The sequence below is a fragment of the Actinomadura rifamycini DSM 43936 genome, assembly GCF_000425065.1.
Classification (GTDB): Bacteria; Actinomycetota; Actinomycetes; order Streptosporangiales; family Streptosporangiaceae; genus Spirillospora; species Spirillospora rifamycini.
On the sequence record NZ_AULB01000007.1, the window covers coordinates 30,072 to 43,107 of the forward strand.

Sequence of the window (13,036 nt, forward strand, 5' to 3'; positions counted from 1 at the left end):
ATACCGGGCGCCGCGGCGATGACCGCGATGACCGCTTACTGGCGCTCCGCCAATGGTTGTCGGCATCGTGTCAACCTACCGCGACCGCCCGGTCATGACCGAACATCGGCGGTCGCCGGCGCCCCGCTCGTCCAGGTCCGGCCGTCCGCGCGCGGCGCGTCGCGCCCGCGCGCGGTCAACGGCCCTCCCGGCGGGCCTCGGCCACCCACTGGCGGCTCACACGGAAGTTGACCTGCGCCATCAGGGACGGCTCGGCCGCCGCGCGCCGCTCCAGGACGTCGACGTAGCACTGCTGGGCGACCGGGTCGGACCGGTCGGCGAGGAACGCCCACTCGGCGAGGTGGCAGGCCAGCGGCGGGTCGGTGTCCTGGAGCTCGCGGGCGCGGGCGGCGAGCACGGCGGTCCCGCCGGCGAGCCGGGCGATCTCGGCGGCCCGCGCGGCCGCCGGGGCGGGCAGCAGGTCGGCGGGGTGCCCGTTCCACCAGCCGCCGTAGCGCCGGACGACGTTGCGGCAGATGAACTCGGGCCGGTCGTAGATCGCCCGGAGGCGGGGGTGGCGGGCCAGGTCGTCCGGGATCCGCAGCGACTCGACGATGGCGTCCGGCGTGCGTCCGGCGTTGAGGCCGTCCAGGGCGTGCGCGACGATGTGCCGCAGGTAGCGGGCCATGGCGCCCAGTTCGTCCTGGATCGCGGCGGCACCGCGCACCAGGTCGCCGTGCCCGGGGATGATCACCTCGGGGCGCAGCGCGGCCATCGCGTCGGCGGCGTCGGCCCACTCCTCGGCGTAGCGCTGCACCTTCCGCGGGTTGCCGGCGTTGGGCAGGTAGCCGGTCACCAGGTCCCCGGCGGCGAGGACGCGCCGGTCCGGCGCCCACACCCACGTCGCGTCGTCGGTCTCGCCCTTGCCGTGGACGAGCTCGAAGCGCTCGCCGCCGAGGGTGAGCGTGAGCCGGTCGCGGTACGTCTCGTCCGGCCAGACGAAGTCGGACTCCTCGGACGCCCAGGTCTTGCCGTCCGGTCCGGGGAGCTGGCCGTTGACGCGCGCGTTGAGCCCGGCGGTCTTCATGTAGCGGCGGAAGTGCGCCGGGACGTTCTCGTGCGCGACGACGCGGGGCCGTTCGCCCGCCTCCAGGAACGCCCACAGGCCGAACGCGTGGTCGCTGTGCCCGTGCGTGTAGACGACGGTGTGCAGCGGCGCGTCGCTGACCGAGCGGACCGCCGCCAGCAGCGCGGGCCCGTCGCCCGCGCAGCCGCAGTCGACGAGGAGCAGCCCCTCGTCCGTCTCGAAGAGCGCGACGTTCACCATGCCGGGCTGGATGTAGAAGGTGCGCGGCGCCGCCTCCACGACGACCGGTTCCAGCCCGGACCCGTGCGCGCGGGAGAAGATATGGCGCGCCTGGCCGGCGCTGAACAATCCGAACGCCGATTCGGCGGTCTTCTGCTGGTTCTCGGGGAACGCCGGAGCATTCATGGCAGCGACCTCCACAATGTCACGTCACGACTGCCCCGGAGAGTAAGACACGTTTCTTAAGGACGTCAAGAGCGATCGCCCCCGGGGCTCTTGTAGGCTGGCCGCCGTGAGCGAGACGGTCGACACTCGGGGCACCCGCGCGAAGCTCATCGACGTCGCCGAGCGCCTGTTCGCCGAGTTCGGCGTCGAGTCGGTGTCGCTGCGCACGGTCGGCATCGAGGCCGGGCAGCGCAACAACTCCGCCGCGCAGTACCACTTCGGCTCCAAGGACGGCCTGATCGCGGCGATCATCGAGGTCCGCTCGGCGGACGTCGACGCGCGCCGCGCCCGGCTCGTGGCCGCGCTGCGCGCGTCCGCCGCGCCGCCGACCGTCCCGCAGCTCATCGACCTGCTGGTCGTGCCGCTGGTGGAGACGATCACCGCGTCCGGCGAGCGGACCTGGTACCTGCGCTTCCTCGCGAACGTCATGGACCACCCGATGCTCGACGCGCCGTGGCGCCCCCGGCCGGACGGGGCGGACGCCGCCGGGCCGCCCGACCCGCCCGGCCTGCGGTACATGCACCGCGAGCTGCGCCGGCTGCTGCCCGGCCTGCCGGACGCGGAGTTCGAGCGGCGGCTCCGCTGGCAGGGCATGACGGCGTTCCGCCTGCTGGCCGACTACGAGCGGCAGCGCGCGACGACCGACGCGGCCCCGCCCGCCGAGCAGGTCGTCGCGGACCTGAACGCGATGCTCACCGCCCTGCTGCAGGCCCCTCACCCGGCCGCCTGAGCACCGTTAAGAAACCACACTTAACTAGTCGGTAATCATATATCGGAGCGCCCGATAATTGTCCCACTGACCGGGACCATCCTTGCACGGCCGGGATCGCTCACTGATTTTCAGAAATCACCGAAGCGGCCGTGGAAATGTGCACGGCCCGCCGCGCACCACCCGATCGAAGGATCCCATGGCGCTCGATCTCACCCCGTCCGGCGGCGCCCCGCCGCGGCACCGCCTCCTGCTGGCCCTCGCCGTGATCATCCTGTTCTCGGAGATCGCGACCTTCGAAATCCTCATGGTCACCCCGGCGCTGCCGGAGATGGCCGCCCGCTTCGAGACCACCGGCATCGCCTGGGTCGTCGGCATCGTCACGCTCGCCGGGGCGACGATCATGCCGCTGGTCGGCCGCGCCGCCGACCGGTGGGGCAAGAAGCGCGTCATCGTGGTCCTCGGCGCCGCGTTCCTCGCGGGCAGCGTCCTGTGCGCGACGACGGACTCGTTCCCGCTGCTGCTCGCCGGACGCGCCGTGCAGGGCGCGATGGTCGGGATCGTGGGGCTGTCCTACGGCCTGGTCCGCGACATCATGCCGCGGAGCTTCGTCCCCGTGGCGCTCGGCATGGTGGTCACCGGCGTCGGCATGTCGGCCGTCGTCGGGCCGTTCGTCGCCGGCTTCCTCATCGACGGCTTCGGCTACCGGGGCGTCTTCTGGTTCATGGTCGCGTACATGGCGGTCCTGCTGCCGCTGTACGCGCTGCTGATCCCCGAGAGCCCGGTCCGCGCCGGCACCCGGATCGACTACCTGGGATCGATCATGTTCGGCCCCGCCGTCGCGCTCGGCCTGGTCGGGCTGTCGCGCGGCTCCGCCGACGGCTGGACGTCCCCGGTGGCGCTCGGGGCGCTCGGCGGCGCGGCCGTCCTCGCCGCCGGGTTCGTCGTGCGGCTGCGGACGGCGGCGCACCCGCTGATCGAGCCCCGAATCCTGTTCGGCCCCCGCTTCGGCCCGACGCTGCTCGCCGTGGGCTGCGTGGCGTACATGATGAACGCGCACGCGCTGCTGTCGCCGACCATGCTGCGGACACCGGAGGGCGCGGCCGGGACCGGCTACGGCGCGGGCCTCTCGGCGATCGAGTACGCGCTGTGGACGGCGCCGGTCGGCCTCATGTCGATGGCCGTGGGGCCCGTCGGCGGGTACCTCGCGAAGCGCGTCGGCGCCCGGCGGGTGCTGATCGCCGCGGGCGTCCTGTTCATCATGACGATGTTCGTGGGCGCGCAGCTCCCGAACGTGTACTGGCAGGTCGCGGCGAAGAGCCTGCTGGCCGGGGTCGCGGTGGGCTGCCTGCACTCGTCGAACGCCAACCTCGTCCAGGACGCGCTGCCGTCCTCCTACAGCGGGGTCGGCAACACGATCGGCGCCATGAACGCGCTCATGTTCGCCTCGGCCGGGAGCACGGTGACCGGCATCGTCATGGCGGACCACGTGGTCACGACCGGGCACGGCGTCGTGTACGCGCCGGAGGCCTTCACGCACGGCTTCCTCGCCGCCGCCGCGGTCGGCGCCGTCGGCCTCGCGATCGCGCTCGCCATGCGGCACGGCCGCGCGCCCGCCCGCGGCGGACTGGACGAGGCCGCGGACCGTCCGGCTCTCAAGACCGGCTGACCCGCGACGCGCCGGCGGGCCCGGGACGCCGTCCCGGGCCCGCCTCCGGTCGCGGCGCCGGATCACGCCGAACGGCATTGACGGACCGGGCCCGCGTTCTGCACCCGCGACCCGGCCCACGAGGCCGGGCTCCGGAACCGCGCGCCGCTCGGCGTCCGTCCACGACTGAGCCTGCGGCGCCCCGGCGCGACCCACGGCGTTCGCGGCCTGTCCGGGCCCCGGCGGTCGGGCTCGCCGAGGGACTGGGCCGGACGGAGCCGGGTACCGGCGCCCGGCCACGGTGGGAGCGGCTGAGGCTGTGGGAAGGCATTGCCCACGGCGTTCGCGGCCTGTCCGGGCCCCGGCGGTCGGGCTCGCCGACGGACGGAGCCGGGTACCGGCGCCCGGCCACGGTGGGGCGGCTGAGCCTGCGGCGCCCCGGCGCGGCCCACGGCGTTCGCGGCCTGTCCGGGGTGCGGTGGGCGGGTTCGTTGACGGGTTGGCGATGGTTGCCGGTGGGTGGGCGGCGGTTCGGCAGGTTTCGCCAATGTTGTCCGGCGGGCGGGGGTGGTTCGGGCGGCTAGCTGCGGTGGTTGGGCGGGGGCGCGGCGAGTGCCGGAGTCGGGGGTTGTCGGGGGACGATGTCGAGGTTAACGTGCCACCAATTAGGAAACCTTCCTAATAGATCGCGATCGCTTCGGGGTTCGGGGGAACGTCCGTCAGCTCCCTATCCGCGCCTTGGAGTGTCTCTTGCGCACGCGTTCGTTCGTCGGCGCCCTCGCCGCGCTGCTGCTCGTCCTGCTGGTTCCGCCGCCCGCGCTGGCCGCCGCCGCCGCGCCGGCCGCGACGTTCGAGAAGACCGCCGACTGGGGATCGGGCTGGCAGGCCCGGTTCACCCTGACGAACGGGTCCGCCACCGCGATCGACGGGTGGCGGGTCGAGTTCGACCTGCCCGCCGGGACGAGCGTCGGCTCGTTCTGGGACGCGTCGCTGACCAGGGACGGGAACCACCACACGTTCACCGACCGGGGCTGGAACGCGGCGATCCCGCCGGGCGGGACGGTGGCGTTCGGGTTCCTCGGGAGCGGGCCGGGCGCCCCCGAGAACTGCACGGTCAACGGGAGCCCGTGCACGGGCGGGCCCGGCGGCGGGCTCGGGGCGCCGGGGTCGCCGCAGGTCACCGGGCGCACCGACACCTCGCTGACGCTGTCGTGGACGGCGAGCGCCGGGGCGCCCGACGGGTACCGGGTGTACGCGGGGACGGACGTGCGGGCGAGCGTGACCGGGACGTCCGCGACGGTCGGCGGGCTCGAGCCCTGCAGCACGCACACGTTCACCGTCAAGGCGTTCGGCGCCGCGGGCGAGTCGGCCGGGAGCGAGGTCACCGGGACGACGGCGGGGTGCGCGACCGGGCCGCTGCCGAAGCACTTCCTGACCGGCTACTGGCACAACTTCGAGAACCCCGCGCGGGAGCTGAAGCTGTCGGAGACGCCGGACGAGTACGACCTCGTGGCGGTCGCGTTCGGTGAGGCCACGGCGCGGGCCGGCGAGGTGGTCTTCGGGGTCGACCCGGGGCTGGCGCAGGCCGTCGGGGGGTACACGGACGCGCAGTTCAAGGCGGACGTCGCGGCGCTGCGGGCGCGGGGGACGAAGGTGATCCTGTCGGTCGGCGGCGAGAAGGGCACGGTGCGGGTCGACAGCGCGGCCGCGGCGGCGCTGTTCGCGGACTCGGTGTACGGCGTGATGACCGAGTACGGGTTCGACGGCGTCGACATCGACCTGGAGAACGGGCTGAACGCGACGTACATGGCGCAGGCGCTGCGGGCGCTGCGCGCGAAGGCGGGCGCCGGCCTCATCATCACGATGGCGCCGCAGACGATCGACATGCAGTCGACGGGCCGGTCGTACTTCCAGCTCGCGCTCGCCATCAAGGACATCCTGACCGTCGTCCACATGCAGTACTACAACTCGGGCTCGATGCTGGGCTGCGACCAGGGCGTGTACGCGCAGGGGTCGGTGGACTTCATGACGGCGCTGGCCTGCATCCAGTTGGAGAACGGGCTGCGCGCGGACCAGGTGGCGCTCGGGCTGCCCGCCGGGCCGGGCGCGGCGGGCGGCGGGGTGGTCGCGCCGTCGGCGGTGACGGACGCGCTCGACTGCCTCGCCCGGGGCGCGAACTGCGGCTCGTTCCGGCCCGCGCGGACGTACCCGGACATCCGGGGCGCGATGACCTGGTCGATCAACTGGGACGTCACCAACGGCGGCGGGTTCGCCCGGACGGTCGGCGCCCACCTCGACACGCTGCCGTAGGGGGACGTCGTGCGGAGCATTCTCTTCGCGGCCGTACTGGTCGCGGGCCTGCTGGTCGCGGCGCCGCCGGCGCGCGCGGCGAACGCCCTGGCGAACGGCGGGTTCGAGCAGGGGCTGGCCGGCTGGACGTGCTCGGGCGGCGCGGCGGCCGCCGGTGCGGCGCGGACGGGCGCGGCCGCGCTGGCTGGCGGCGTGACGGCGGGCGACAACGGGCGGTGCGCGCAGAAGGTGCGGGTGCTGCCGGACACGGCGTACACGCTGTCGGCGTGGGTGCGCGGCGACTACGTGCATCTGGGCGTTGCCGGCGGCCCGTACACGTGGACGCCCTCCGCGGCCGAGTACACGAAGCTGTCGGTCTCGTTCACGACCGGGCCCGGGCAGACGGAGGCCGAGGTCTACCTGCACGGCTGGTACGGGGCCGGGGCCTACCGCGCGGACGACGTCGAGCTGGACGGTCCGGGCGGCCCGCTCCCGGGCGTCCCGGCCGCGCCGGGCGCGCCGCGGGTCGGCGCCGTCACCGCCGGCTCGATCGCGCTGGCCTGGAACGCCGTCGACGGCGCCGCCGGCTACCGCGTGTACGAGGGGGCGGACCTGCGGGCGAGCGCGACCGGGACGTCCGCGACGCTCACCGGCCTGGACGCCTGCAGCACCCACACGTACGCGGTGGTCGCGTACAACGACGCGGGCGAGTCGGCGCGGTCGGCGACCGCGACCGGGACGACGGAGGGATGCGCGGACGTGGGCCTGCCGAAGCACGCGCTCATCGGGTACCTGCACGCGAGCTTCGCGAACGGGTCCGGCTACGTGCGGATGGCGGACGTCCCGGACGCGTGGGACGTCGTGAACCTCGCGTTCGGGGAGCCGACGACGCCGACGTCCGGCGACATCCGGTTCGAGCGGTGCCCGGCGGGCGAGTGCCCGAACGTGGAGAGCGAGGAGGAGTTCGCGGCGGCGGTCCGGGCGAAGCAGGCGCGGGGGACGAAGGTTCTGCTGTCGATCGGCGGCCAGAACGGGTAGGTGCAGCTCACGACGGCGGCCGCGCGGGACGCGTTCGTCCGGTCGGTGTCGGCGATCATCGACCGGTACGGGCTGGACGGCCTCGACATCGACTTCGAGGGGCACTCGCTCTACCTCGACCGGGGCGACGCCGACTTCCGGAACCCGACGACGCCGGTGGTCGTCAACCTCGTCTCCGCGCTGGAGGAGCTGACGGCGAGGTACGGCGACGGCTTCGTCCTGACGATGGCGCCGGAGACGTTCTTCGTCCAGGTCGGGCACCAGTTCTACGGCGGGACGAGTTCCGGCGACAACCGGACGGGCGCGTACCTGCCGGTGATCCACGCGCTGCGCGACGAGCTGACGGTCCTGCACGTCCAGGACTACAACTCGGGGCCCGTGATGGGGCTCGACGGTCAGTACCACTCCATGGGCGGCGCCGACTTCCACATCGCGATGACCGACATGCTCAAGGCCGGCTTCCCCGTCGCGAACACCGGGCGCACGTTCCCGGGGCTGCGGCCCGAGCAGATCGCGTTCGGGGTGCCCGCCGCCGTCAGCGCGGGGAACGGGCACACCCCGCCCGCGCAGGTGCAGCAGGCGCTGACCTGCCTGGTCAAGGGGCAGCAGTGCGGTTCGTACGAGCTGCGCGGCGGGCCGTCCCCGGCGCTGCGCGGCCTCATGACGTGGTCCATCAACTGGGACCGCTACTACGGCTGGGAGTTCATGAACGCCCACGAGCCCTTCCTGGACTCGCTCCCGTAGGCCGTCCACCGATCCCGGAAGGAGATCCATGCGATCCCCCCGCTCGAAGGCCGCGCTCGCGGCCGTCACCCTGCCGGCCGCGTCGGTCGCGGTCGTGCTCGCGTCGGCGGCGCCGGCGAGCGCGCACGGCACGATGTCGGACCCGCCGAGCCGCGTGTACGTCTGCAAGAACGAGGGGCCGGAGACCCCCGACTCGGACGCCTGCAAGGCGGCGGTCGCGGCGAGCGGCACGCAGGCGTTCTACGACTGGAACGAGGTGTCGCTGCTCACCGTGGACGGGCGGCACCGCGAGATGATCCCGGACGGGCAGCTGTGCAGCGCCGGGCGCGCGAAGTACCGGGGCCTCGACCTGCAGCGCGCCGACTGGCCCGCGACGCGCGTGGCGCCCGGCCCGTTCGAGGTCACCTACCACGCGACCGCGCCGCACCGGGGCAGCCGCTTCGAGTTCTACATCACCCGGGACGGCTGGGACCCGACGCAGCCGCTGCGCTGGACCGACCTGGTGCACCTGCGGACGTTCGACGACGTCGACCCGACCACCTACACGAAGTGGACGCTGGACCTGCCGCAGCGGACGGGCCGGCACCTCGTCTACTCGATCTGGCAGCGGATGGAGTACAGCGACGAGGCGTTCTACACCTGCTCCGACGTGGACTTCGGCGGGTCCACCACCCCGACCGACCCGCCCACCGATCCCCCGACCGACCCGCCGACCGACCCGCCCACGGACCCGCCGACCGACCCGCCGACCGACCCGCCGTCCGGCACGTGGGCCGCCGGAACGTCCTACGCCACGGGCGACACCGTCGTCTACGGGGGCACGGCGTACGAGTGCCTCCAGCCGCACACCGCCATCGCCGGGTGGGAACCGGACGCGACGCCCGCGCTGTGGCGGGCCGCCTGACGCCGGGACCGACGCGATGAAGTACGCCGCGCTCGCGCTGCTCGCGGCCTGCGGCCTGCTGCTGTTCGCGCGCTGCGGGGCCGGCGGCCCGCCCGCCGGCCCCGCCGCCGCGACCCGCGGCGGCGCGGGCTTCAACTCGACCGACGTGATGTTCCTGCAGATGATGGTGCCGCACCAGGGGCAGGCGGTGAAGCTGGCGGCGCTCGCCCGCGAGCGTCCCGTCCGGCCCGAGGTGCGGACGCTCGCCGCGGCGATCGAGACGACGCAGCGCGCCGAGGCCGGCCGGATCGTGGCGCGGCTGCGCGGGTGGGAGCGGCCGCTGCGGGCGCCCGCCGACGCGCACCACGCGCACGGCGGCGTCGTCCCGGAGACGACCGACGCCGAGCTCGCGGCGCTGGAGCGGCTCCCGGCCGCCCGGTTCGAACGGGCGTTCCTCAACCTGCTGATCGCCCACCAGGACGACGCCGTCCAGCTCGCCCGCATGGAGCTGCACCGCGGCCGGGACCCGTGGACGCGGGAGCTGGCCGGGAGGGTGGAGCGGTCGCGGTCGGCGCAGATCGACCGGATGCTCGTCCTGGTCGGCCACCCGGTCAGGAGCGGGTGACCGAGCCGGGGCCGAGCAGCGATTTCACGTCGCCGAACAGGGCCGCGTCCGGGGCGACCCGGAAGGGGGCGAGGTCGAACAGGACGCTCGCCGGGCCGCCGCGCCGGAGCAGCAGGTGCACCGGCGCGGCGCCCGGATGCGCGAGGAGGATCCGCTTCAGGTCGCCGACGAGCCGCGGCGTCACCCGCGCCTCCGCCACCGTGATGACGACGGGGGGTTCGGCGTCGCCGGGTCCGGTCACGTCCAGGACGGTCACCTCCTCGGCGTACACGCTGACCGTGTCGTCCCGCAGGTTGATCCTTCCCCGCACGGACACGACGCGATCCTCGGCGAGGGCGTCCCCGTACAGCATGTAGCTCTTCGGGAAGACCAGGCATTCGACGGACGCGTCGTGGTCCTCCAGCGCGACGATCGCCCACGGGCTGCCCTGCTTGGTGACCTTGCGCTGGAGGCCGGAGACGATGCCGCTGAGCCGGACGCGCCCGTCCGCCCGGCCGGACGCGAGCAGTTCGGCGATCGTCCGGTCGCGGTGCCGTTCGAGGATCGGCTCGGTGCCGTCCAGGGGGTGGCTCGACACGTACAGGCCGAGCATCTCCCGCTCGTGGGCGAGGAGCGTCGCCCGGTCCCACTCGCCGTCGGGGATCGGGACGGTGAGGGCGGCGTCCCCCGCGCCGGGCCCGGCGGCCGCGCCGAACAGGGCGTCCTGGCCGTGCGCCTCGTGCCGCTTGACGTCCACGACGGCGTCGGCGGCCTGCTCGTGGACCGCGACGAGGCCCTTGCGGGGGTGGCCGAGGCCGTCGAACGCGCCCGCCTTCGCGAGCGACTCCAGCACCCGCTTGTTGCAGACCTGCGCGGGCACCTTGGCGAGGAAGTCGTCGAACGAGGTGTACGCGCCCTTCTCCGCGCGCGTCCGGACGATCGCGTCGACGACGCCCGCGCCGACGTTGCGGACGGCCCCGAGGCCGAACCGGACGTCGTCCCCGACGGCGGCGAAGTCGAGGACGCTCTCGTTGACGTCGGGCGGCAGGACGCGGATGCCGAGGCGGCGGCAGTCGGACAGGTAGACGCCCGTCTTGTCCTTGTCGTCGCCGACCGAGCTGAGCAGGGCGGCCATGTACTCGGCGGGGAAGTTCGCCTTGAGGTAGGCGGTCCAGTAGGAGACGAGCCCGTACCCGGCGGTGTGCGACTTGTTGAAGCCGTAGCCGCTGAACGGGACGAGGACGTCCCACACCGCCCTGACCGCCTCGGCGGAGTAGCCGCGTTCCCGCATGCCGGACGAGAACCGCTCCCACTCGGCGTCCAGGACTTCTTTCTTCTTCTTGCCCATGGCGCGGCGCAGCATGTCGGCGGCGCCGAGCGAGTACCCGGCGAGCTGCTGCGCGATGGCCATCACCTGCTCCTGGAAGACGACCAGGTGGTAGGTGTCGCCGAGGATCGGTTCGAGCGCCTCCTCCAGTTCCGGGTGGATCGGCTCGACCTTCTGGCGGCCCGTCTTGCGGAGCGCGTAGTTGGTGTGGGCGTCCATCTCCATCGGGCCGGGCCTGTAGAGGGCGTTGACGGCGGCGATGTCGGTGAACGTCGTCGGCCGCATCATCCGCAGCAGGACGCGCATGCCGCCGCTGTCGAGCTGGAAGACGCCGAGGGTGTCGCCGCGGGCGAGCAGCGCGTAGGTCTTCGGGTCGTCGAGGGGCGCGGTGCGGACGTCGACGTCCAGGCCCCGGTTCGCCTTCACGCCCGCGACGGCGTCGTGGATGACGGTGAGGTTGCGCAGGCCGAGGAAGTCCATCTTGAGCAGGCCCATGTCCTCGGCCTGCGTGAACGGGAAGCCGGTGACGACCGGGCCTGCGGCCTTCGGGCGGACGAGCGGCAGCACGTCGAGCAGCGGCTCGGACGACAGGATCACCCCGGCGGCGTGCACGCCGGTGCCGCGGGTGAGGCCCTCGACGCCGACGGCCGTGTCGATGACGCGCTTGACGTCCGGTTCGTCCGCGTACATCCGGCGCAGTTCGGCGGCCTCGCCGTGCCGCCGGTGGGACGCGTCGTGGATGGCGGCGAGCGGGATCTCCTTGCCGCCCTCGGCGGCCGGGAACGCCTTGGTGATGCGGTCGCCGAGCGCGTACGGGTAGCCGAGGACGCGGCAGGCGTCCTTCACCGCCGCCTTCGCCTTGATGGTGCCGAACGTGACGATCTGGCACACCCGGTCGTCGCCGTACGTGCGGGTGACGTAGTCGATCATCTCCTCGCGGCGGCGGTCGTCGAAGTCGAGGTCGACGTCCGGCATCGTGATCCGCTCGGGGTTGAGGAACCGCTCGAAGATGAGCCGGTGCTCGATCGGGTCCAGCTCGGTGATGCCGACGCAGTACGCGACCATCGAGCCGGTCGCCGAGCCGCGGCCGGGGCCGAGGCCGATGCCGTTCTCGCGGGCGTACCGGCAGATGTCGGCGACGACGAGGAAGTACCCGGGGAACCCCATGTCGGTGATGACGGACAGCTCGTAGTCGATGCGGTCGAGGACGTCCCGCGGCGGGTCGTCGCCGAAGCGGCGGCGGGCGCCCCGGAGCGTCTCGGCGCGCAGCCAGGACGCCTCGGTCTCGCCGTCGGGGACGGGGAAGCGCGGCATCAGGTCGCGGTGCGCGAACACCGCGCCGTAGTCGCCGACGCGTTCCGCGACGCGGAGCGTGTTGTCGCAGGCCCCGGGCACTTCGGCGTCCCACATCGCGCGCATCTCGGCGGCGGGCTTGATGAAGTAGCCGCTGCCGCCGAACCGGAAGCGGTTCTCGTCGGCGAGCCGCTTGCCGGTGCCGATGCACAGCAGCGCGTCGTGCGCCTCGGCCTGGTCCTCGGTGACGTAGTGGGAGTCGTTCGTGGCGAGGGGCGGCAGGTCCAGCTCGCGGCCGAGCCGGATCAGGTCCTCGCGGACGCGGCGTTCGATCGGCAGGCCGTGGTCCATCAGTTCGAGGAAGTAGTTCCCGGGGCCGAACACGTCCCGGTACCGGGCGGCGGCCTCGACCGCCTCCGCGTACTGGCCGAGCCGCAGCCGCGTCTGCACCTCGCCGGACGGGCAGCCGGTGGTGGCGACGATGCCCGCCGCGTGCTCGGCGAGCAGTTCCGCGTCCATCCGCGGATACTTCTGGACGTGCCCCTCCAGCCAGGCGCGGGACTGCAGGCGGAACAGGTTCCGCAGGCCGTCCGCGTCCACCGCCCACATCGTCATGTGCGTGTAGAGGCCGCGCCCGGACACGTCGCCGCCCGCGCCGGTCGTCTCGTCCGACTTCCGCAGGGACGGGTCGTCGCTCCAGAACACGGGCGCCCGGTGGTGCCGGGACGCGGGAGCCACGTACGCCTCGATGCCGATGACCGGCTTCACCCCGGCGCGGTTCGCGGCGTGGAAGAACTCGTAGGCGCCGTGTACGTTGCCGTGGTCGCTCATCGCGACCGCGGGCATCCCCTGCCGCGCGACCTCGTCCATCAGCGGCCCGACCTTCGCGGCGCCGTCCAGCATCGAGTACTCGGTGTGCACGTGCAGATGGACGAACGAGTCCGCTGCCCTTCCCCCGCCCACTACGCCTCCCGGTTGTCGACGATTCCCC

At 73.5% G+C, this 13,036-nt stretch carries 9 protein-coding genes; 7 read left to right on the top strand and 2 right to left on the bottom strand.

All coding sequences use genetic code 11. From position 1 onward, the window contains the following. Nucleotides 1–175 precede the first annotated feature (175 nt). Nucleotides 176–1,471 carry an MBL fold metallo-hydrolase gene (locus H505_RS39525; RefSeq protein WP_051300108.1) on the bottom strand — a complete coding sequence of 432 codons (1,296 nt, stop codon included), beginning with the start codon at nt 1,469–1,471 and terminating at the stop codon, nt 176–178. 106 nt (nt 1,472–1,577) lie between these two features. Between H505_RS39525 and H505_RS47245 the strand changes: the two genes are divergently transcribed. From H505_RS47245 to H505_RS0102920, 7 genes are all read left to right on the top strand, one after another. Next, nucleotides 1,578–2,240, top strand: coding sequence for a TetR/AcrR family transcriptional regulator (locus H505_RS47245; protein WP_051300110.1), 663 nt, complete (start codon nt 1,578–1,580; stop codon nt 2,238–2,240). 178 nt (nt 2,241–2,418) lie between these two features. Next, nucleotides 2,419–3,888: an MFS transporter gene (locus H505_RS39535; protein WP_051300111.1), complete on the top strand. Its 1,470-nt coding sequence runs from the start codon at nt 2,419–2,421 to the stop codon at nt 3,886–3,888. Nucleotides 3,889–4,617: 729 nt separating this feature from the next. Then, complete coding sequence (locus H505_RS0102905; RefSeq protein ID WP_026400764.1) at nt 4,618–6,177, top strand: chitinase; 1,560 nt, start codon at nt 4,618–4,620, stop codon at nt 6,175–6,177. A 9-nt stretch (nt 6,178–6,186) separates the two neighbouring features. Further along, nucleotides 6,187–7,194: a carbohydrate binding domain-containing protein gene (locus H505_RS51395; RefSeq protein ID WP_245592420.1), complete on the top strand. Its 1,008-nt coding sequence runs from the start codon at nt 6,187–6,189 to the stop codon at nt 7,192–7,194. Beyond that, a complete protein-coding gene (locus tag H505_RS50885; protein WP_245592421.1) occupies nt 7,195–7,938 on the top strand; it encodes a chitinase in 744 nt (247 codons plus the stop codon). A 28-nt stretch (nt 7,939–7,966) separates the two neighbouring features. Further along, nucleotides 7,967–8,842, top strand: a complete 876-nt coding sequence (locus H505_RS39545) for a lytic polysaccharide monooxygenase auxiliary activity family 9 protein (RefSeq protein ID WP_034516462.1) — start codon at nt 7,967–7,969, stop codon at nt 8,840–8,842. A 16-nt stretch (nt 8,843–8,858) separates the two neighbouring features. After that, nucleotides 8,859–9,446, top strand: coding sequence for a DUF305 domain-containing protein (locus tag H505_RS0102920; RefSeq protein ID WP_051300113.1), 588 nt, complete (start codon nt 8,859–8,861; stop codon nt 9,444–9,446). Here the strand turns inward: H505_RS0102920 and dnaE are convergent. Next, nucleotides 9,433–13,008, bottom strand: coding sequence for a DNA polymerase III subunit alpha (dnaE, locus tag H505_RS0102925; protein WP_034516464.1), 3,576 nt, complete (start codon nt 13,006–13,008; stop codon nt 9,433–9,435). The two genes, H505_RS0102920 and dnaE, sit on opposite strands and share 14 nt — an antisense overlap. Nucleotides 13,009–13,036 lie beyond the last annotated feature (28 nt).